Genomic DNA, 20,681 nt, shown 5'->3' on the forward strand with positions numbered 1-20,681 from the left:
TGCCGATTTTATATGTTATAACGACTCAAAATCGCGTTGGGTGCCGCGTGCGGTACCCGTTTGTGTGCGGGGGTCGCCCATCCCCGGTCGACGCCCTGGATGACGCACCCCGCAAGCCCGGAGGCTATTGGGATAGGTGCTCTTTCAGTACTTGATGGTGTGCCTCGTCTGCCTCCGGGAGCTTGAACAACCCTGGAGGTTGACGACATGAAAAGAAGAATTGAAGTGCGGGCACTTTCCGTGCTCCTGGTAGCGTTGCTGGCGAGCGGAACGATAGTGCCGGCGGTGAGTGCAGAGAGTGAATCAAGGGGCTGGCTCGATACGTTCGACCAGTGGGTTGAGCCGAGAGATATGTCGATGTACAATCCGGTCATTGAAACCCCGCAGAGGGTGCCGCTCGATGCGGAGAGAGCACGGCAATATCCCGGGTTGATCCTTCTGGATCCGAAGCGAGAGTCGAAATTCCAGGTAATCGATGCAGATGTGGTTCCGGTCTCACCCGGTAATGTTTCGTTGACGCTGCAAACCGAGAGCGACGACCCCGGCACCAGGGATTTGATGCCGGATGTGAGGATGACCCAGGGGACTATTTCCTGGTATTGGACGCAGGATACGTGGGCCTACCACGAGATAACGATCCATAACTACGCTTCTTCGGCAGCGAGCGGAACGGTCATTTTCTGGTCGCTTGAGGATGGGTACGGGTATAGCGTACCTTTTACGAATCTTGCAGCGGGAGCAGACCGCACCATAACGGTTCCATTCCAGGTCATCGCGCAGGAGAGTTCTGTCGGGTTGAAACCGATAGCTGTCGAGATCAGAGTTGATCCGACCGGCCTTACGTCATGGATAGCTAGGATGCCGATCGATGCCATAGAGAAGTATAACAACGATGCGTCGCACCTGCTCGATCCTGATGGCGGAGAAAACCTCGAAACGAGCGATCTGTATCATTTCCCGTTCAGTGAGGGATATAGGGTACTATCCAAAGCAGCACAGGTAGCTGACAATACGACCAATCCGTATCAATCTGCCTACGAGATAATGCAGTACGTTTACGGAGCCATGAGTTACACATACGAAGAGCCGTACATCGAATACACAATCTCCGACCTGTACACTATGGATCACCCATCCCCCATAGACGGGAAGTACGTGGGAGTCTGCGATGAGTATGGAACTCTGTACACCGCTTCCACCCGGGCGCTGGGCATCCCGACGCGGTTCCTGTCGTTCACCATGGAAGAAGTGTCTACTGGTAATGTATCAGGGCATGCCATCGCAGAATCGTGGAATGGAAATGCCTGGATACACTCGGATCCGACGTGGAACTCGTTTGATAACCCGCAAGTTTATAAGACAGCAGGAAACACTCACATCAACATCACTGTCTACGGTGACGCCGATGACTCCTATTACACCCTGGATCCGAACGACCCGACCGGCGACGGCATTCTTAGGTATGAAGACTTCAGAACACAGATTCTCCTCGGAGAGGTTCCGAGGTACAATTAACCCTTTTTTATGAAGAAAGATATTGTCCTTCTGGCACTCGGGCTCGTCATTGCGGTACTCGCTTGCAGCGCCTCTGCAGGTGCAGTAGTGACGCCCCTTCCCGGACAGGGAAACCAGACCCAGATCCTGTACGGGGTCCACCCGAACGCGAAGACCAACGAGACGATTACCGCGTTCATAGCCGAACACGGAGAGATCTGGTGGCATGAGGGTGTGTACAATCACACCCACAAGTACGTGTACGTCGTGCCGGCGAACGCCTGCGAAGAACAGCTCGTCTACTTAAACCGGATAACCGACGAGCGCAGCGGCGAACAGTCTATTGAACGCATCTGGATTATCGGCTGCGACGAGGCGATGCCCCTGGCCGCAGAGCTCCGGTTCCCGGAGATCTTTGCGAAGTACCCGGCGCTCATCAACGATGCAGAGCTGCGGTCGTATATTGAGAGTCAATCCCCAAACCGCTATGAGGAGGTTACGGCCAGGCCTTCGCGTGCGCAGGTCTATTTCATCAACGATACCGGCGTGTTCACGGAGTACATCGTCCTCCTCTCAGGAGGAGAGATTGTCTCTACAACATACGTCTCGGAGGAGAACCTCACGGTCGGGAGAGCCGAAGCGGAGGCGCAGGCCCTCTCCGGACAGCCCTCGGGCGCCAGCGTCGAGAACATCGTGCTGAAAGTCTACGGCGGCGACCGGATTGTCTGGGAGATTACCGTTCGAGCCGATCAGAAGACCGATGTTGTGCAGGTCCCTTCGGATCTGGCGCCCGGGCAGTCGATCCAGACGACGACGCCGGGGTTTGGGGCGGTCTTCGCGGTTCTTGGTGCCGGGACGGGTTTTGTTCTGTGCCGGCGACGGGGGTAGAACCGGAGTTATGGGTGCCCTCTTTTTGTTGTTCAACAACCCGGCTACCTGCTCTCGCCGCCGTGTAAGCCCTTCCGCCGTCCGGCGCGGCACTCATTTCAGGCCCACTTGTGGTCGTATTTGAGTTCGAAGGCAATCTGGTGAACCCAATGTGTAGATGCGCGGCACAGAAAAGGTTTATGGAAGAGCGTCGACGTCTCCACCGTGAATACCGGGATCGGTATCCCGAGGAACCACCATGAAGAAAATTCTCCCCATGTGTCTCCTGCTCTGCTGCTTCCTTGCCGCTGCCGGGTGCACCGGCACCGAGCAGGCCGTACCGGAACACGCGGCCACACTTGCCGAGGCTCACGAGGTCTTCGGCCCCGATATCCCCGAACCGTCCTACCTCCCGGACGGCTACACCTTCGAAAACGCCGTCCGCTCCACCGACGGCAGCATCACGCTCACCTACACCGGCACTGCCGGCGACCTCCGGGTAACGAGGCTCTCGTCCGCGGACGCCCCGTGCCCCGGTCCGGCGGTCACCGGGAGCAAAGAGTGGATCGTCCAGGGTAACGGCATCCTGGGCCGATTGGTCTACGAGAACGACGACCGCTCGGATGGCTCCCTCTGGCTGTTCCGGTGGGACTGGAACGATGCCGCCTTCTGCATGACGGGGAGCCTCCCGGAGGGTGAGATAACGAAGGTCGCCGCATCGATCGTCGAGTGATGTCCGGAACGGCTGCGAACCTGCCGGGGGACCCTGTCTCTGCCTTCCGGCGCGGCCCCGGTTCCCGGCGCATGACGACCGGGTTTTGTTCGGAGATCGATCGGGCGGGACCGACGCGTAGACACGCGTCACAGAAAAGGTTTATAGAGAAACGTTGACGTCTCCATCGTGAATGCCGGGATCGGTGTCCCGGGATGCGCCGGCAGGTGAAGATCAATGAAAGAAAGACGAATCGTGAACGTTACCGGACCGGGAAGGCTGATCTGCTTCGCCCTGCTGCTCTTCGTCCTGGCCGGCAGCGGCATGGCGTGCGCATCTCCCGGTGAAGGCGTGCAGGTCGACCCGGCTGACGACGGAACACCGCCGGTCGATACCGGGAACGGCCGACAGACCGTGCTCGGGGAGCCTGCAGATACAACGACGTATCACGGCTCCGGGAGTGTGTTCACTGTCTTCTATAACCCCGTGCTCCTCGGGTGCGGCCTGGGAGCCGTGGCCGTGGTCTCGGTGGGCTACGTCCTCATCCGGCGGTATCGCGGCGGGAAGGATACACCATGAGTGTGATGCTTTTCCGGCTATCGCCTTCGTCCTCGCGTGCCCCTCCGTTCTCATGACCCTGATAGGGCATCAGGGGAAAAAGACTCCGGCGAGACCGATTGCCTCTCAACCGCTCACACAGCACGTGTCACTGCTCTGCCGTTCTCTTCGCGCGCCGGATAACAACCCTTAAGAGGAACCTTAAGAGAGATACTACTCAAATGCTCGATCAGTTCAAGGGCTGTCTCCTCGGGGCCGCCATCGGGGATGCGCTCGGCATGGCACGGGAGAGCACCCCTCCCGACTTCCAGCGCCTTCACGAGGGATACCGCCGGGCGTGGCGGGGGCACCCGAACGCCGGGCTGAAACCCGGGCAGTTCACCGACGACACCCAGATGATGCTCCTCGTCGCCGGGATGCTTGCCGACGGAACCTATTCGGAACAGGAATATGCGGCAGCCCTTGCCCGCATGTACATGAACGAAGACCTCCGGTTCCCCGACGCCGCCGTGGACGCCGCGTGCCGGCACCTCCTTCTTTCCGGCGGCAAACCGGGAGGGGTCTCCTCCAACACTGCCGGCTGTACCGGGATCGCCGTCCCGTTCGGGCTTCTCTACGGCGACCCCATCGACGTGACCGAACGGGTGGTCCAGGCCTGCAGCGTCACCCATACCCACCCGGCGGCGCATGCGGGGGCGGTCACCGTCGCGATGCTCGTCCACCACGCCGTCCGCGGCCGCTCCGATGCCCTCTCCCTTGCCGGGAAACATGCCGCCCTCGAAGACGTCGCCCTCGGCAACAAGATCCGCGACGCGACGAATCTTGCAAAGGAAGGGATCAGCCTCGAAAGCGCGCTCTCGGTTGTCGGCAACGACGTCACCGTCTACCAGACCGTCCCGCTCGCCTTCTTCCTGATCAGCAGGATAAAAGACGTCACGGCTCTCCTCACCATCGCGGCGCACGTCGGGGGGAACACGGACACCATCGCGCTCATCTGCGGGGCATACGCGGGCGCCGTCTACGGGAAATCCGCCCTCCCGCCGGATCTTCTCGAAGGGCTCGAGGGGCGGGACGAGATCGAGTCCGTGGCCGCCCGGCTCTACGAACGCTACACCGCAAAGCCTTAAGATTCTATAAAAGACACCTCCTCTTATGGAAATTGCGATTATCGGCGCATCCGGATACACCGGGGGCGAGTTGATGCGGCTTCTGCTGCACCATCCGTCCGCGGACGTCGTCGCCGCGACATCCCGGAAACTGGACGGCACCCCCATCGCCTCGGTGCATCCCCACCTCCGGGGTCTGACCGATCTCGTCTTCCGGAACACCGAAGCCGGCGATATCGATGCCGACTTCGCCTTCCTCGCCGTACCGCACACGGCGGCGATGAAGGTTGCCGGGACGCTTGCAGAGCGGGGGATCAGGACCGTCGATCTCTCGGCCGACTACCGTCTCCCGAAAGGTGTTTACGAGAAGGTCTACGGCGTGACCCACGAAGCCTACTTCGAGGCTCCCTACGGCCTGCCCGAACTCCACCGCGACGAGATCAGGTCCGCTCCCTTCGTCGCGAACCCGGGCTGCTTCCCGACCGGGGCGACGCTTGCAGCGGCGCCGCTTGCGAAACTTGCCCACACCATCATCTACGACTCAAAGACCGGGGTTTCGGGCGCGGGGACCTCCCCCTCCGCGACCACCCACTACGGAAACGTCGGCGACAACTTCAGCGCCTACAAGTGGACGAGCCACCGCCACCTCGCCGAGATGAAACAGGAGGCCGCCCGGCTCGGTTCAACCGCCCGGTGCTACTTCACGCCGCACCTCCTCCCGGTGAACCGGGGCATCCTGACGACGGCCCACATCCTCCTCCGCGAGCCGATGGGGCAGGACGAGGTCGAGGCGCTCTATAAGACGTTCTACGCCGACGAGTTCTTCGTCCGCTACCAGAAACCGACCCTCGCGGCCGTCCGCGGGACGAATTTCTGCGACGTTGCCGTCGAGAGCGAGGGCGACCGGGTCGTCGCGGTCTCGGTGATCGACAACCTGGTCAAGGGCGCGAGCGGCCAGGCAATCCAGAACATGAACCTGATGTGCGGATTTCCGGAAGATGCAGGCCTCCGCAGCGCCGGGATGCTCCCCTGAGGTGACGACGATGAAGGTAAGAGACGTCATGACCCCGGACCCCGTGACCGTCCGGGTCGACTCGCCGGTGAGCGAGGCGGCGGGACTGCTCCGGAAGTACCACATCGGCGGGCTTCCCGTGATGGACGGCGACCGGGTTGCCGGAATCGTCACCGAGACCGATATCCTCTCGCTCCTCGATGTCGGCGATCTCTCCGACGACCTCTGGCTCCCCTCGCCGCTCGAGGTGATCGAGGTCCCGGTCAGGGAGTTCATCAACTGGGAGCGGACGAAGCGTGCGCTCACCGATATCGGCAACATGGAGGTGCGGCGGGTGATGAGCAGCCCGGTCGTCGCCATCGACGAGGATTCGGATATCGCCGATGCGGCTTCCCTGATGCTCCGCGAGGGGATCGCACGACTCCCGGTGCTCCGTGAAGACAGGCTGGTCGGAATCGTCACCCGGGCGGATATCGTCCACGGCCTCGGGGCGTCATCGAGGGAGGAAGAATCGTGAAGAGCATCTGTGCGGTCGAAGGCGTCACTGCCGCGGGAATCAAGGAAGGAAAATACGGGCTCGCCCTGATCCGGGCGAGCGGAACCGCGGCCGGTGTCTTCACGTCGAATAAGATGCGGGCGGCCCCGGTCGAGGTGATGATGGAACGGATGGGGAGAGGCACCCTCGATGCCGTCGTCGTGAACAGCGGGTGCGCGAACGCCTACACCGGCGAGCGGGGCTACCGCGACGCGGTGGAGATGTGCGGTATCGCGGGCGGAGCCCTCGGCATCGACCCCGCATCGGTCGGCGTCGCGAGCACCGGGGTGATCGGGCGCTACCTCGATCTCCCGCTGATCCGCGACCAGTGCGGGCGGGTCGCACCGCTCCTTGCCCGGAACGGCGACGCCGAGGATGCGGCGGCGAAGGCGATCATGACGACCGACACCTTCCCTAAACACGCCCTCGTCCGGACGGAGTCGTTTGCCGTCGGCGGGATCACCAAGGGAAGCGGGATGATCGCCCCGAACATGGGGACGATGCTCGCGTTCATCTACACGGACGCACAGGTCGAGGGACCGGTCCTCCGCGATATCCTCCGGCAGGCGACCCGGCGGTCGTTCAACCGGGTCGTCGTCGACGGCGACACCAGCACGAACGACGTCGCCTTCTGCACCGCGACCGGTGCCGCGGGCCGGGTCGACCGCGGCGAACTCGCGAGAGCGATCGAAGCCGTCTGCCGCGACCTTGCCGTCCAGATCGCCCGCGACGGCGAAGGGGCGACGAAGCTCCTCGAGGTCACCGTTCGCGGCGCTCCCGACGAGGACGCCGCCGCCGAGGTGGCCCGGACGGTCATCGCCTCCCCGCTCGTCAAGACCGCGATCTACGGCGAGGACCCGAACTGGGGCCGGGTCGTCGCGGCGGCGGGAAGAGCCGGCGTGGAGTTCGATCCCTACGGCGTCTCGCTCCGGGTCGGGGAGATACCGCTCGTCCTCCGCGGCGAGATCGTCGCCGACCTCGGAGCGGCGAAGGCCGCGATGCGCGGTGCGACCGTCGCGTTCGACCTCGACCTTGCTGCAGGCGACGGAAAGGCGACGGCGTGGGGGTGCGACCTCACCGAGAAGTACGTAGAGATCAACGGGAAGTACACGACATGAAACGAGAAGACGTGCTGATGGAGGCACTCCCTTACATCCAGAAGTTTTACGGCAGGACGATCGTGATCAAGCTCGGCGGCCACGCGATGGTCGACCAGAACATCCTCGAGACGGTGATCCGGGATGCCGTCCTTCTGCGCTACGTGGGGATGAAGGTTGTCCTGGTTCACGGCGGGGGGCCGGAGATCACCGCGAAGATGCAGGCGATGGGCAAAGAGCCCAAATTCGTCGGGGGGCTGCGGATCACCGATCCCGAGACGCTCGAGATCGCCCAGATGGTTCTTGTCGGCAAGATCAACGACGGGATTGTCTCCCTCATCGCGAACTGCGGCACCCGGGCGGTCGGGATCTCCGGCAACGACGGCAACCTCCTCATCGCCCGGAAGATGGATCCCCAGCGGGTGAAGATCGGGGAGGTCGAGCAGGAGGTGGATCTCGGCCAGGTCGGCGAGATCGAGGAGGTCGATCCCGAGGTGCTCCACTGCCTCCTCGCCCAGAACTACATCCCGGTGGTAGCCCCGATAGCCATCGACCGGCAGGGCCGGAGCCTGAACATCAACGCCGACACGGCGGCCGCCGAGATCGCGATCGCTCTGGGCGCGTTCAAACTGGTCAACCTCACCGACGTCGACGGAGTGATGGACGCCGGCCGGACGATGGTTTACCACCGGCTTTCCCTTACCGAAGCGGAGACGATGATCGGCAGCGGAATCATCGCCGGCGGGATGATCCCGAAGCTCGAAGGATGCATGAAAGCAGTCAGGAACGGGGTTACGAGCGCCCACGTCCTGAACGGCAACCGGGAGCACAACCTGCTCCTCGAGCTCTTCACCGACCAGGGCGTCGGGACGATGCTCACCCTCTAACCCCCTTTTACCCTGATATGGTCGACTCACGCGAAGACGCGAAGACCGTAATAAACCTCCCCCTCATCTTCGCGGCTTTCGCGTCTTCGCGTGCGACCGTATTGCAGGACCTGAGGCCTGTCTTTGGACCCCGGAAACCTGTTCCTCTCCTCTCACGGCAGGTTGCCGTCCCCGCTGCACTCCCGCTGCCGCTCTTCGCTCATATCGACCAGGATCTCAAAGACTCTCCGGACGGCGACCGGGTCGATCCGGCTCTCGACTGCGTAGGTGAAGACCCGGTCGAGGACGATCTTCCGCTGCGCCGGGTCATGGATGGGAAGACCCCCCTCCTGCTTGATTCGGGCGACCTCGGCCGCACGTTTCTGCCGTTCCGCAACCAGATCGATGATTCTCTCGTCGATCTCGCGGATCTCGTTCCTGACGGCATCTAGAGTCATACTACATGATTGACCGCGACCGGGGAATAAACCTGACGGGTCGTGCCCGGCGAGGCGAAGGATATTATCGTGCCGGGACAAACCTGGTACCGAATATGCTCGAACGAATACCGCTGCGCGAACGCCGGGATCTCCTGATCGCGTGGCTTGCCATCTCGATCGCCTTCACCCTGATCTACGTCAGGGGCGGAGTGGACTTCATGGGGTTGGTCTTCTTCTTCGTGATGTCGCTCGTCACGGTGGGCGTCGCCTTCGTCCTGCACGAGCTGGCGCATAAGTTCGCCGCGATGCGCTACGGCTACTGGGCCGAATTTCAGAAGGACAACCAGATGCTCCTCGTCGCCGTGGTGATGGCGGCGCTCGTCGGGGTCGTCTTCGCGGCGCCGGGAGCGACCTACGTCTACGGGAACGCGACCCGGACCGAGAACGGGCGGATATCGGCGGCGGGGCCGGTCACGAACCTCCTCCTCTGCATACCCTTCGCGGCGCTGATGCTCTTCGGTGGCGGGGGGCTCCTCGCTCTCGTCGGCCTCGTCGGGCTCCGGATCAACGCGATGATCGCGACCTTCAACATGCTCCCGATCAGCGTTCTCGACGGACGCAAGGTTCTCGCCTGGAACCCGGCCGTCTTCGCCGTGCTCATGGCCGTCTCCGCCGGGCTCCTCGTCTGGTCGCTGATCTGAGGTTCCCTCTCCTTTTTCAGGCCTTCTTCAGGGTGAACCGGAACGCCGCGCCGCATCCCGGACGGCCCGGTACCCGGTCGTCGACACGGATACGGCCGCCGTAACGCGTAACAAGCATCCGGGTGATGTAGAGGCCGAGGCCCTGGCCGCTCTTCCGCTGCCTGCTCTTCCCGAACCGCATGAATATGGCTTCTTTCAGCCCGTCGGGAATCCCCGGCCCGGTATCTTCGACCGAGATCTGGACTTCGCCGTCGCGCTCTTCAACCCCGATGGTGATCTCGACCTCCGGCCCCCCGAACTTGATACTGTTGCCGATGAGATTCGTGAAGATCTCGGGAAGGAGCGCGTCGGCCATGACTGCGAGGTTCGTGCTGCCGTAACGGATCCGGCTCCCGGAGAAGATCTCGATCTCGTCCCGGATGACCCCGTCCAGGTCTACCGGAACGAGCGCGGCCGATTCCTTATGGATCCTGCGGATGGTCGAGACGTTTCTTAAGATCTCGATGCTTTTGCGGATACTGCTCTGAAGTTTCTGTGCGTAGCCTTTCGTCTCCCCTTCGAGCATATCGACGAGGAGATCGGTGTAGAGACCCGAGACGTTCTCGGCGTTCCTGATGTCGTGGCTGAGAATATCGAGGTAGAGGTTCGCCTCCTGTTCGGCCATCTCCAGCTGCCGGATCAACATGGTGCGCTCGACGGAGGTGCCGATCTCCTTTCCGATGGCGGTAAGAAGAGACCGGTCGTCGTCGGTGAACCGCCTGCCTTCCCGGGAGACCACATTCAGAGCCCCGATAATCCTGCCATGCGCCATAATCGGGATGCTGGCGTAGGGATACGGTGTCTCGCCGCTCTCCCCCGGGTAGCGGGGATCCGGGCACTCGTCGAGGAAGAGGGGCTCTCCTGCAACCAGCACCGTTGCGTAGGGCCTGACGGTGATGTCGGGGATGCACGGGTGCGAGGGGAACCCCCCCGGGAGGCCCTGCACGCAGACGAGCCGGGCGCTCCGCCCCCCCTGCTTGATCAGGTAGATGCCGCCGCCCGGGAGATCAAGGAGGGCGAGGACTGCCGCGAGCACCTTCTCCAGCGCCTCCTCGATATCCGTTGCCGACGCCGATACGCCGATGATCCGGTTTAAGACCGAGAGTTCGCGGTTATAGGCCTGGATTTCGGCTTCGGCCTCTTTCTTGCTGCTGATATCGGTGAGCGAGGCAGTGATGCAGAGGGGAACTCCGTCGCCGTCCCTGACCAGAGTCCCGGAAAACATGGCATAAAACGTCGTATTGTCCCGCCGTCTGCCGATCCGCTCGCCGGTGTACCCGCCGGTGCGGGCAACTTTCTCAAACGTGTTCCGGGCTTCCTCTTCGTTCTGCCAGAGTTCCGTGACCCGCCTTCCGATCACCTCGGTCGGAGAATCGTAGCCCCACATGGTGAGAAATGCCCGGTTGACGTAGGTCAGGCGGCCGTCGAGGTCGGCGACGGTGAACGCGCTCGACGACGACGCTATCGCCATATCCCTGATCCGGAGTTCCTGCTCGGCCCGCTTGCGTTCGGTGATGTCGATCCCCGAACCCATCGTACAGATCCGTCTGCCCGCTTCATCGGTGACGACGGAGAGGGTGAGTTGCATGGGGAAGGTCGATCCGTCTTTTCGTCGCGATTTCACCTCGCCCGACCAGGCGCCGTTTCGGACGAGTTCCTCTCTGATCCGGCCCATCTCCCCCGGGTCCCCCCAGAGCACCGAGACGTGCTGCCCGACGATCTCCTCCTCCTCCCACCCGTGTATGGCGAGAGAGGCGCGGTTGGCGTAGATGATCTTCCCGTCGTGGTCGGAAAGAGAGATGCCTTCGAGCGCCGAGGCTATCGCCATATCCTTGATCCAGAGTTCGAGTTCGGCCTGCCGCTGCCGGGTCACGTCGCGGAGGGAGTAGAGCGTCCCGGTGATCCGTCCGGAATCGTCGTTTAAGGTGCTGAGCGTCTTGTCGACGAATATGGCCTCGCCGCTCCTCTTCCAGTGGCTGACGACGCCGTGCCAGGTTCCTGACGACCGGAGGGCGTTTTTCGCCGCCTCTTCGTCGTCCGGGCGGAGCCACTCAACGGTGAAGAGTTCCGAGGCCGGCCGGCCGAGCGCTTCGCCGGAAGGAACGTCGTAGAGCCTTTCTGCTGCCCGGTTCATGTAGGTGATCCGTCCATCCGTGTCGGCCGCGATCACGGCGTCCTCCACCTGCGAGAGCACCCGGGCCTGGAAACGGAGTTGCTCTTCCGCCTGTTTCCGTTCGGTGATGTCGCGGCCGATTCCGAGCAGGCTCCGGGCGGTGCCGTCGGATTCAACCATCGGGATGAGGCGCGCCTCGAGCCATCTCTCTCCGCAATTGAAGGGAATCAGCCCCTCTGCGGTGAGGATATTCCCTGGAGACTCCGCTACGGCCCGGAGCGCCGGAAGCCATCCTTCGACGATATCAGACGGGAACAGTTCCCGGATGTTCTTTCCCCGCAGCTTCTCCGGATCTGTGCCGACCAGGCGGCCGCCGGCACCGTTCACGAAGAGGACCTGCCCGTCGGTGCCTACGAGGAAGATGGCGTCCGGTGCGAATTCCGTAAGCGTCCGGTAGCGCTCCTTGCTCTCCCGGAGCGCCTGCGCCATGCGTGTCTCCTTGCTGATATCGACGGCGGTGGCCATGATGCAGATCGGGGTTCCGGAATCGTCCTTAAGGATGGTCGCGGTAACGTGAGCGGTAAATTCCGTCCCGTCGACCTTTCTGCCGACCAGGTTCCCGGTACACCTGCCGCGCTCCGCAAACGTCGCAAGCACCCTCTCGACCTTGGCCGGTTCCACCCAGAACTCCGTGAGATGCCGGCCGAGAACCTCTCCCGGCTCGGTCAGCCCGCCCAGTGCGAGCAGCGCCGGGTTGACGTGCGTGATGTAGCCGTCGAGGTCCGCGATGGCAATCGCGGCAAACGACGACTCAAGCGACATCTTCCCGATCAGGAGTTCTCTCTCCGCCCGTTTCCGTTCCGTGATATCGGTATGCGTCCCCGCGATCCGCAGCGGCATCCCGCGGGCATCGCGCTCGGCCACCCGGAGCCGGTCGAGCACGTAGATCCATTCTCCCGATGCGGACTTCATCTGAAACTCCATCTCGCAACGATCGCGTTTCCCGGCGGCCATCCCGGTGAGGGCCGCCTCGACGCGGTCGCGGTCCTCCGGGTGGACGAGCGCGAGGATCGCGGGGAGCGTGGGCACGAAGTCTCCCGGTTCGTAGCCGAGCATCGTGAAGCTCCGCTGGCTGTAGTAGATCGCGCCGGTGCCGACGTCCCAGTCGACCAGCCCGTCGTCCGCCGCCGAGAGTGCCAGGTTCAGCCGTTCTTCGCTCTCCCGGAGCGCCTGCTCCGCGCGGTTCCGCTCGGTCACGTCGAGGAGCGACATCACGGAACGGGCTGTCCCCGGGATCAGGCCGATGGTTGCCTCGACGAGATGGGTACCGCCGGAACGGTCGACGAACGAGAAGGAGTAGTTCTTCGGCGCAGCCGGAGGATCTCTTCGCCGGAGGGCGTGACACTCCTTTAGCCAGCGGCGGTCGTCTTCGGATGCTACGAAATCGGTCAGCCGCTTTATCCCGACGATCTCGGCGCGAGCATACCCGGAGAGCCGCTCGAACTCCGTGTTCGCCACCGATATGATGCCGTTCTCCTCGATGAGGATCGTCGCCGTCCCGGTGTACTCGACGATCGCCTCGTAATCCCCGGTGTCCGGGGCTTCCCGGAACCGGAGCACCCAGTTCTTTCCGGACGGCGTTCTCCACCCCGAGCAGCGGTACTCCCGTTCTTCACCGCCCGGACTCTTGAGCCGGCACTCGCACTCCAGAACCCTGCTCCCGTTTCCGCGTGCCGCAAGGATGTTGCCGGCAAGCTCGCTCACCTGCCTCGCCTGTCCGGGTTCGTCCTCGTGCACGCCGAGCATCCGGTGGGAGGCCGTGTTCGCCCAGACGATGCGGGCATCCTCATCGAGCACCAGGACCGCGTCTTCCATACCTTCGAGTATCCGGTAGTCCGGCTGCGCGCCGTGCAGGCGCTCCGGAGGCTCGGCGGGGGTCACGCTCGGTTTCTCCTGCTGCCCCAAGATGCATCTTGCGGGCTGATATGGAATATGGAGATTGTCAAAACGTATTAATCTGTTCCGGTTGCAGGGCGGTGGGAAAAATTATTGATCCGTGCGGCCGGTGGCGGAGGAGGGGTTCTTGCCCGGGATCGGCGCAGTGGAAATATTCCTCACCCAACCTCCTGCGGCCGGACGCGGGACGAACAATCAGGTTTTCGCATCCTCCGGATCTTGCAGGCCGGAAAGAAGGTTGACCACGTCCCGCCCTTTCTCCCGTGCCTCCGTGAGTGCTGTAGGATGCCCCGCGATCCCGCCGTAGCGGTCGAGATCGTTTGCGATGACGTTGTCCCAGTATTCGAATCCGGTGGTGTTGAAGAAGGCGGTGATCGCCGGAAACGCCGCATCGAAGACGTTCTCCCACCCGAGCCCCGCGGTCGAGACGAATATCCCCTTGTGGCGGCGGGTGTGGCCGGGAGCGTAGTAGAGGTTCTTCAGGATGAACTTGCGCGCCCAGAGGTACTGTGCGCGGTCGATCAGCCCCTTCGCCTCCGCCGTGATCCCCATCGAGTAGATGGGAGACGCGAGAACGATGACGTCGGCATCGCCGATCCTCTCGAAGACCTCCGTGAGATCGTCTTTGATGACGCAGACCCCCGTTTTATGGCAGGCGTTGCATCCCCGGCACGAAGCGTACTCGAGCGGCCGCAGAACGATCTTCTCGACCTCTGCCCCCGCCTCCCGGGCGCCCTCGAGCACGGCGTCGAGGAGGGTCTCGGTGTTCCCGTGCCGCCGGGGACTCCCGGAGATGCCGAGGACTTTCACGGTCATGCCACCCCGACCTCCCGCAGGTGCGCAACAACCTCCCGCGCCAGGCTCTCCGCATCGGCTTTCGCCGTGGGGTGACGGGCGATCGCGCCCTTCTCGTCGACGCCGTTCACCATCAGGTACCTGATGTCGTTATTTTTGATATCGACGACGTGAAAGAGGCACTTCACCGACGGGACCGCCGCATCGAAGACATGATCCCAGTTCTGCCCGGCGGTCGAGAGGAAGATGCCCATTCTTTTTCCTTTGCGCTCCGGCGGAACGACCGGGAGGTGGAGGACGTATTTCCGGGAGCGGAAGACCTGCGCCCGGTCGACCAGCGCCTTCGCCTGCGCGGCAAGCCCCATGCAGTAGATGGGGGACGCGAGGACGATGCAGTCGGCCGCGATGATCCGGTCGTGGACGTAGTCCATGTAGTCGCGCTGGACGCACCGGTTGAGCGTCTCGCAGAGGTTGCACCCGCGGCATGGCCTGATATCCACCTCGGGGATGACGATCTTCTCGACCGCGGCCCCTTCGGCCTCCATCGCGGCGAGCACCCAGTCGAGGAGGGTCTCGGAGTTGCCGTGGCGGCGGGGCGAAGCCGCAAACGCGAGGACGTCTATGGTCATATATGATGTGTTGTCCCGGCGGAGGCAAAAAACGTGCCGGGGCTTCCCCTCACTCCGGTACCTTCTCCTGCGACAGCCCGATTGCGAGCGTGTAGCAGAGGCCGATCATCACGAGCATGAACGGGAACGCCGCGGTGATCGCCATCACCTGGAGGGACGAGAGGCCCCCCGTGACGAGGAGGACGATCGCGACGGCGGAGAGGGAGAGCCCCCAGACGACCTTCTTGTAGTTCGGGACGACCAGGCCCCCGCCCGATGTGAGCGAGCCGAGGACGACCGTCGCGGAGTCCGCAGACGTGATGAAGAAGACGATCAGGAGAAAGATCGCGGCGAGCGAGAGGAGTCCTGCGAACGGGTAATGTTCGAGGAACGCGAAGAGAGCGAGCGAGACGTCCTCTCCTGCGACGGCGGCGAGGTTCGCTCCCTCTTCGAGTTCGAGGTGCAGCGCCGATCCCCCGAAGATGGCGAACCAGACGAAGGTAAAGAGTGTGGGAACCGTGAGAACGGTCAGGACGAACTCCCGGATCGTCCGTCCCCGTGATATCCGGGCGATGAAGAGCCCCACGAACGGCGACCACGAGATCCACCACGCCCAGTAAAAGACCGTCCAGTCCCGGCTCCACTCGAACCCCGCAAACGGGTAGGACTGGAAGCTCAGATCGATGATGTTGTTGATATACCCGCCGAGGGTGGAGGTGAAGACGTTGAGGACATAAGGAGCCGATCCGAGGGCGAGGACGAGGACGAGAAGCACCGTCGCCAGGACGATGTTGAGTTTGGAGAGGACCTGGACGCCTTTCTCCACCCCGAGGATCGCGGATGCCATGAAGAGCGCCGTCGCGATGAGGATGATCCCGATGGTGACGGAGATCGCGGACGAGAGCCCGTAGAGATGGGTGAGCCCGCTGTGGATCTGGAGGGCGCCGAATCCGAGCGACGTCGCGGTCCCGAAGACCGTCGCGAAGACCGCGAGCACGTCGACCACGTTCCCGGCGGCCCCGTAGATCCGCTCGCCGAGAACCGGGTAGAAGCAGGAGCTGATCAGGGCGGGCATCCCGCGCCGGAACGAGAAGTAGGCGATGGAGAGGCTGACGATGGTATAGATTGCCCACGGGTGGATCCCCCAGTGGAAGAACGCGTAACGCATGGCGAACGCGGCGGCGTCGGGGGATGCGGCGTCGATGAAGGGGGGCGGCTGGAGGAAGTGGACGAGCGGTTCGGAGACCCCCCAGAAGAGGAGCCCGATCCCCATCCCGGCGGCAAAGAGCATCGCGACCCATCCGAAGAACCCGTACTGCGGCCGCTCTGCGTCGTAGCCGAGTTTTATCGTCCCGTAGCGCGAGAGCCCGAGTGCGAGCGCGAAGGCGAGGAAGAAGAAGGCCGATATGAGGTAGAGCCAGCTGAAGTTGTCGAGGATCGCGGCGTGAACCGCGGACGAGGCCGAATCAAGGAGGTCGGGCCTCACTGCCCCGAACCCGATGAAGAAGAGGATGATCCCGGCGGAGAGGAGGAAGACCGCCTCTCTTCTGAGATACTCACGAAGCATTGCGGCTCCCCGGTTGCGGCACGAGGAAGATCGACGCGCTCGACCCGGTCACGATCCGCTCCGCCGTGTCCCCCATCGGGGCGGAGAGAAACGCCGGGCTCTTTCTCCCGAGGACGACGACGTCGGCCTCGATCCGGTCGGAGACATGAAGCACCTGTGCGGCAGGATTCCCTATCCGCTGCTCGGCGGTGACGCGCCCGAAGTACGGGCGGAGTTCTTCCGCCACCGCGTTCAGTTGCTCATCAACGGCCTCCCGCCGAACCCGTTCCGCCAGCGGGTCGGCCATCCTCCCCCTGACGTGGAGAACGTGGCACCAGGCGCCCCGGAACTCCATCACGTAGGGGAGCGGGCGGGCGGACGCCTCGTCGAGGTCGGTCGCGTAGAGGACGGCAAGGTCGCTATGGTCGGGTTCCGCCCCGTCGTCCGGCAGGCGGGGCCGGACTTTGTGGACGAATACGGGAACGTCGGCAAGCCGGAGGAGATCCCGCGAGACGCTCCCGAGAAGCATCGTCTCGATGTGCCACCGCCGCTTCGCCTTCATGTAGATGCCGTCGACACCCTCGAGGAGCGCCGTCTCCGCGATCGCCGAGGCGATGTGGCCTTCCCCGGTCTTCACCTCCACCGCGAGCCCCGTCTCTTCGAGCGCCTCCGCGAGAAGCGTGAGCCACGAGAGATCGGCCCCCCTGAAGAACGATCCGGGTTCGTTCACGTGGTAAAGGCAGACCGAGCCGGCTCCGAGGCTCTTGAGGATCGTTCCTACCTTCCTCACCTCTTCGGGCCTCTCTCCGTAGGCGACCGGAATCAGCGTCTTCTCAAACATCCCCTGGACACCTCAAGAACACCGGGCCGCCGCCCGGCAAATCCTGAATACTCGTAACTTCGGGGTTTCGGCACCATTAATGCACCGAAGTCGATCCCGGGCCTGTCGGGCGTCCCTGGATCTCTTGCGTATCGTAGCGTCGGGAGATCGGCCGTGATCGCTTGTCCTTCGGGGAAAAAGAGGGGTCTTTAGAGTTTCTTGAAGCAGAGATACCAGTCTTTGCACTCGTAGCCTTCCTGCATCCGCTTCTCGATCTCTTCGGGGGTCTTCGGCGCCGGGACGATCACCTTCTCGCCGGGCTCCCAGTTCGCCGGCGTCGCGACGCCGTGCGCGTCCGAGGTCTGGAGGGCTTTCGTGAGTCTCAGGATCTCGGGCATGGAGCGGCCGTTGGACATCGGGTAGTAGAGCATGGCACGCATGACGCCCTTGTCGTCGATGAAGAAGACCGTCCTGATGGTCGAGGTGCTGCTCTGGCCGGGGTGGAGCATCCCGTAACGTTTGGCGACCTTCATGTCGAGGTCGGCGATGATGGGGAACGGGATCTCGACGCCCATCTTCTCCTTGATGTTCCTGACCCACGCAAGGTGCGAGTGGACGCTGTCGATGGAGAGGCCCACGAGCTGGACGTTCAGTTCTTTGAGTTCGTCGGCGATGCCGGCGAACGCCATGAACTCCGTGGTGCAGACCGGCGTGAAGTCGGCCGGGTGGGAGAAGAGGATGACCCACTTTCCCTTCAGATCAGAGAGTTTCAGGCGTCCGTGAGTGGTCAGCGCGTCGAATTCCGGCGCAGGCTCGCCGATAACCGGCATCTGGAGTAATTCTTCGGATTCCATGATTCACTTCCGCGGGCGGTTGCCCAGGTACTCCTCGAGGGCGGTCTTGCCGTGGACGTAGGCCGGCATCCCCGCGAGCAGGAACGCGACCCGGAGCCCTTCCTCGATCTCCTCCTTCGATACGCCGAGGCTCCCGGCCCCCGCCATCTGCGCCCGGACGGCGTGCCCGTCCCGGAGCGCGGCGGCAATCGCTATCGCGATGATCTTCTTCGTCTGCTTCGAGAGGGCGCCGTCGGCCCAGATCATCTGGTCGAGCCCCATGACCCTCGCATAGAGGTCGGGATCGGTCTGTTTCAGTTCCTTGAAGATCTCGGGAACCTTCCCGATCTTCTCTTCCAGGTGCTTCTCTTCCATGCCGATCACTCCTCGAGCACCATCGGTTCGCCGCAGCAGACCAGTTCGCCGCCGCCGGCTTCCAGCACCTGGACAACGTTTCCGCAGATCTCGCAGTGGTAGACCTGTCCTTTTGCCGATACGTTCACCATTCTTCTCACCTCAACGGTCGTCCGGTTTCTTTCTCTTGGGAGGGTTCAGGACGTCTTCGGGCGTCTTGATGTCCGGCCTGATGTGCGTCATCGGGAGGCAGTTGTACATCTCGCAGGCGCAGGTCGGGCATTTGACGAGATCCTCGTCGCTGCTGTCGATCCGGACCTCCCGTCCGCAGTCAATGCAGATGAACCGGCCCGGGCCCGGCTTCTCACCGGCTTTCGCCGTCTTGCTGGTCTCTGGTTCGGCCATAGATTGTCACCAGAGCGGTAATTGCCTCACAAGATATTTAGCCGTTCCCCTCCGGGCATACCCGTATCCTATTAATAGGGTCGTGCGCAATCCAGCACCATGCAAAAGAAGGTTGTCGCGCTGCTCGGAAGTCCCATTCTCGACGGGAACACCGCCCGTCTTCTCGACGAGGCTATCAGGGGTGCGGAGGAGGCCGGGTGCGAGGTCGAGAAGATCGAGGTCGCACACATGGACGTTCTGCCCTGCATGGAGTTCTTCCAGTGCATGGGGAGCGAAACCTGCCTGATCCAGGACGAGATGGAGGGGATCTTTCGGAAGTTCCGCGAGATGGACGGCCTGATCATCGCCACCCCGGTGATGACGATGGGCATCCCGGGAAGGCTCAAGTCCTTTATAGACCGGTTCCAGGTCTTCTACATGGCCAAGTACCACCGGGGGCGGTCGTTTATCTCTCCGGAACGGCGAAAAATGAGAAAGATGCTCTTCATCTCGATCGCCGGGATGAATATCCCGAATGTCTTTGAGGGCGTGAAGATGACCGCCCGGGCGTTTGGGGAGATCATCGACTGCCCCTACTGGGACGAGGTGCTCCAAAACGACATGGACACGGTCCGGGACATCCGGACGCGACCTGAAGTGATGGAGGCGGCCTACCGGAAGGGCTACGAACTCGGGCGGCTCCTGGAACAGCAGGCCGCCGTTGTTTGAAGGTTCCGGTGCATGAGGCGGATTAGGGGGCCACGGCAGGTTCTCACGCCTGATCTGGCGTTCCTCCCTTGCGCCCTGAGCGCTGTTTCGATATGTCAGGGCGAGTCGTCGGGCTCGATATGGACGACGACCTCGGCAAGTCCCGGCACCGCTTCTTTGAGCCGGCGCTCGACGACCTCGGAGATCTCGTGGGCCCGGGAGACCGGGAGGGCGGGGCCGACAGTGATGTGGATGTCGGCAAGGATCTCGTCCGGTTTTCCCCGGCACCGGAAGTCGTGATACCCGGTCACCCCCGGGACGTCCATCACCACCGCCCGGATGAGTTCCATGTCGCAGGGAAGGTTCATCGTGTCGGTGAGTACCCGGGCGGCGTCGTAGAGAACCCTGATCCCCATCCTCGCAATGAGGAGGCCGATGGCGAATGCGATGACCGGGTCGGCCTCCGGGAACCCGAGCCTGACGGCGAGGAAACCGGCGAGGACGGCGATCGAGACGAAGACGTCGCTTTTCGTGTGCTGGGAATCGGCGATCAGGATCTGGCTCCGGTACTCCTCGCCCTTTCGACGTTCGTAGGTGGAGACGACCAGGTTGACGACGAGCGTCCCGACCATGACCCCGACGGTGACCGCGGTGATCTCGGGGGCGACGGCTTCGACGAGCCGCTGGTAGCCCTCAAAGAAGATCCCGGCGGCGGTCAGGAGGAGCATCGCCCCGATGACCAGGGTGCCGAGCGTCTCGATCTTGCCGTGGCCGTAGGGGTGCTCCGGGTCGGGAGGTTTTGCGGCGAAGTAAAGGGCGACGATCCCGACGACGTTCGAGAGGGAGTCGAACCCCGAGTGGACGGCGTCCGCTACCATGCTCACCGACCCGGCGATGAGGCCGAAGGCCGCTTTTGCGAGTGCGACGGAGAGATTCAGGCCGAGGACAACGAGAAAGATCCGTCTCACCCTTCGGCCGGTTACGCCCGGGGATCTCTTGTCATCTCGAGTTCCGTTCGCACCTTTGGCCCCCATGCTTCACCTCTTCCGGCACTTCGTCCCGTCGCACCCTTCCGCCCGTCGCAACTCGAAGGCCTTCGGTCTTCTCAAGCTCCGGGCGTTCGCACCTGACGGTGCT

The 20,681-nt window shown here is 62.9% G+C and carries 22 protein-coding genes; 11 read left to right on the forward strand and 11 right to left on the reverse strand.

The window, feature by feature from the left end; all coding sequences use genetic code 11:
- Positions 1 to 207 precede the first annotated feature (207 nt).
- From SZ63_RS07310 to argB, 9 genes are all read left to right on the forward strand, one after another.
- Positions 208 to 1,515, forward strand: coding sequence for a transglutaminase-like domain-containing protein (locus tag SZ63_RS07310; protein ID WP_048183294.1), 1,308 nt, complete (start codon positions 208 to 210; stop codon positions 1,513 to 1,515).
- Positions 1,516 to 1,524: 9 nt separating this feature from the next.
- On the forward strand, positions 1,525 to 2,382 hold the full coding sequence (locus SZ63_RS07315; RefSeq protein ID WP_048183297.1) for a hypothetical protein: 858 nt from the start codon (positions 1,525 to 1,527) through the stop codon (positions 2,380 to 2,382).
- Positions 2,383 to 2,620: 238 nt separating this feature from the next.
- Positions 2,621 to 3,094, forward strand: a complete 474-nt coding sequence (locus tag SZ63_RS07320; protein WP_156168423.1) for a DUF4367 domain-containing protein — start codon at positions 2,621 to 2,623, stop codon at positions 3,092 to 3,094.
- A 216-nt stretch (positions 3,095 to 3,310) separates the two neighbouring features.
- Positions 3,311 to 3,652 carry a hypothetical protein gene (locus tag SZ63_RS07325; RefSeq protein WP_048183303.1) on the forward strand — a complete coding sequence of 114 codons (342 nt, stop codon included), beginning with the start codon at positions 3,311 to 3,313 and terminating at the stop codon, positions 3,650 to 3,652.
- A 200-nt stretch (positions 3,653 to 3,852) separates the two neighbouring features.
- Positions 3,853 to 4,758, forward strand: a complete 906-nt coding sequence (locus SZ63_RS07330) for an ADP-ribosylglycohydrolase family protein (protein WP_048183307.1) — start codon at positions 3,853 to 3,855, stop codon at positions 4,756 to 4,758.
- 25 nt (positions 4,759 to 4,783) lie between these two features.
- On the forward strand, positions 4,784 to 5,770 hold the full coding sequence (gene argC / locus SZ63_RS07335) for an N-acetyl-gamma-glutamyl-phosphate reductase (protein ID WP_048183312.1): 987 nt from the start codon (positions 4,784 to 4,786) through the stop codon (positions 5,768 to 5,770).
- A gap of 10 nt (positions 5,771 to 5,780) precedes the next feature.
- The gene (locus SZ63_RS07340) at positions 5,781 to 6,266 is read left to right on the forward strand and encodes a CBS domain-containing protein (protein ID WP_048183835.1); all 486 of its coding nucleotides are present in this window, start codon (positions 5,781 to 5,783) and stop codon (positions 6,264 to 6,266) included.
- The gene (gene argJ / locus SZ63_RS07345; protein WP_048183319.1) at positions 6,263 to 7,402 is read left to right on the forward strand and encodes a bifunctional glutamate N-acetyltransferase/amino-acid acetyltransferase ArgJ; all 1,140 of its coding nucleotides are present in this window, start codon (positions 6,263 to 6,265) and stop codon (positions 7,400 to 7,402) included. The genes SZ63_RS07340 and argJ overlap by 4 nt, the downstream gene beginning before the upstream one ends.
- Positions 7,399 to 8,268, forward strand: a complete 870-nt coding sequence (gene argB / locus SZ63_RS07350; protein ID WP_048183323.1) for an acetylglutamate kinase — start codon at positions 7,399 to 7,401, stop codon at positions 8,266 to 8,268. The genes argJ and argB overlap by 4 nt, the downstream gene beginning before the upstream one ends.
- A 152-nt stretch (positions 8,269 to 8,420) precedes the next feature.
- Here the strand turns inward: argB and SZ63_RS07355 are convergent, their stop codons facing one another.
- On the reverse strand, positions 8,421 to 8,705 hold the full coding sequence (locus tag SZ63_RS07355) for a chorismate mutase (RefSeq protein ID WP_048183329.1): 285 nt from the start codon (positions 8,703 to 8,705) through the stop codon (positions 8,421 to 8,423).
- Between the two features lie 95 nt (positions 8,706 to 8,800).
- Between SZ63_RS07355 and SZ63_RS07360 the strand changes: the two genes are divergently transcribed.
- Entirely contained in the window at positions 8,801 to 9,388 is a 588-nt protein-coding gene (locus SZ63_RS07360; RefSeq protein WP_048183335.1) for a site-2 protease family protein, read from the forward strand.
- Between the two features lie 16 nt (positions 9,389 to 9,404).
- Here the strand turns inward: SZ63_RS07360 and SZ63_RS07365 are convergent, their stop codons facing one another.
- The 9 genes from SZ63_RS07365 to SZ63_RS07405 form a co-directional block, all read right to left on the reverse strand.
- Entirely contained in the window at positions 9,405 to 13,481 is a 4,077-nt protein-coding gene (locus tag SZ63_RS07365; RefSeq protein WP_241481274.1) for a sensor histidine kinase, read from the reverse strand.
- Positions 13,482 to 13,691: 210 nt separating this feature from the next.
- On the reverse strand, positions 13,692 to 14,312 hold the full coding sequence (locus SZ63_RS07370; RefSeq protein ID WP_048183339.1) for a flavodoxin family protein: 621 nt from the start codon (positions 14,310 to 14,312) through the stop codon (positions 13,692 to 13,694).
- Entirely contained in the window at positions 14,309 to 14,920 is a 612-nt protein-coding gene (locus tag SZ63_RS07375) for a flavodoxin family protein (protein WP_048183343.1), read from the reverse strand. Before SZ63_RS07375 ends, SZ63_RS07370 begins: the two co-directional genes overlap by 4 nt.
- Before the next feature lie 49 nt (positions 14,921 to 14,969).
- Complete coding sequence (locus SZ63_RS07380; RefSeq protein WP_048183346.1) at positions 14,970 to 16,466, reverse strand: BCCT family transporter; 1,497 nt, start codon at positions 16,464 to 16,466, stop codon at positions 14,970 to 14,972.
- On the reverse strand, positions 16,456 to 17,286 hold the full coding sequence (locus SZ63_RS07385) for a universal stress protein (RefSeq protein WP_048183349.1): 831 nt from the start codon (positions 17,284 to 17,286) through the stop codon (positions 16,456 to 16,458). The genes SZ63_RS07380 and SZ63_RS07385 overlap by 11 nt, the downstream gene beginning before the upstream one ends.
- A 188-nt stretch (positions 17,287 to 17,474) precedes the next feature.
- Positions 17,475 to 18,119 (reverse strand): peroxiredoxin, encoded by a 645-nt coding sequence (locus SZ63_RS07390; RefSeq protein ID WP_048183351.1) that lies wholly within the window; start codon positions 18,117 to 18,119, stop codon positions 17,475 to 17,477.
- A 3-nt stretch (positions 18,120 to 18,122) separates the two neighbouring features.
- The gene (locus SZ63_RS07395) at positions 18,123 to 18,473 is read right to left on the reverse strand and encodes a carboxymuconolactone decarboxylase family protein (protein WP_048183841.1); all 351 of its coding nucleotides are present in this window, start codon (positions 18,471 to 18,473) and stop codon (positions 18,123 to 18,125) included.
- Between the two features lie 5 nt (positions 18,474 to 18,478).
- Positions 18,479 to 18,604, reverse strand: coding sequence for a desulfoferrodoxin FeS4 iron-binding domain-containing protein (locus SZ63_RS07400; protein ID WP_048183354.1), 126 nt, complete (start codon positions 18,602 to 18,604; stop codon positions 18,479 to 18,481).
- A 10-nt stretch (positions 18,605 to 18,614) separates the two neighbouring features.
- The gene (locus SZ63_RS07405; RefSeq protein ID WP_048183356.1) at positions 18,615 to 18,857 is read right to left on the reverse strand and encodes a zinc ribbon-containing protein; all 243 of its coding nucleotides are present in this window, start codon (positions 18,855 to 18,857) and stop codon (positions 18,615 to 18,617) included.
- A 99-nt stretch (positions 18,858 to 18,956) separates the two neighbouring features.
- On the opposite strand from SZ63_RS07405, the gene SZ63_RS07410 reads away from it, so the two are divergent.
- Positions 18,957 to 19,565 (forward strand): flavodoxin family protein, encoded by a 609-nt coding sequence (locus SZ63_RS07410; RefSeq protein WP_048183359.1) that lies wholly within the window; start codon positions 18,957 to 18,959, stop codon positions 19,563 to 19,565.
- 95 nt (positions 19,566 to 19,660) lie between these two features.
- On the opposite strand, the gene SZ63_RS07415 is transcribed toward SZ63_RS07410, so the two are convergent.
- Positions 19,661 to 20,512 carry a cation diffusion facilitator family transporter gene (locus SZ63_RS07415; protein WP_241481275.1) on the reverse strand — a complete coding sequence of 284 codons (852 nt, stop codon included), beginning with the start codon at positions 20,510 to 20,512 and terminating at the stop codon, positions 19,661 to 19,663.
- Between the last annotated feature and the right edge of the window lie 169 nt (positions 20,513 to 20,681).

The organism is Methanoculleus sediminis (assembly GCF_001017125.1).
Classification (GTDB): domain Archaea; phylum Halobacteriota; class Methanomicrobia; order Methanomicrobiales; family Methanoculleaceae; genus Methanoculleus; species Methanoculleus sediminis.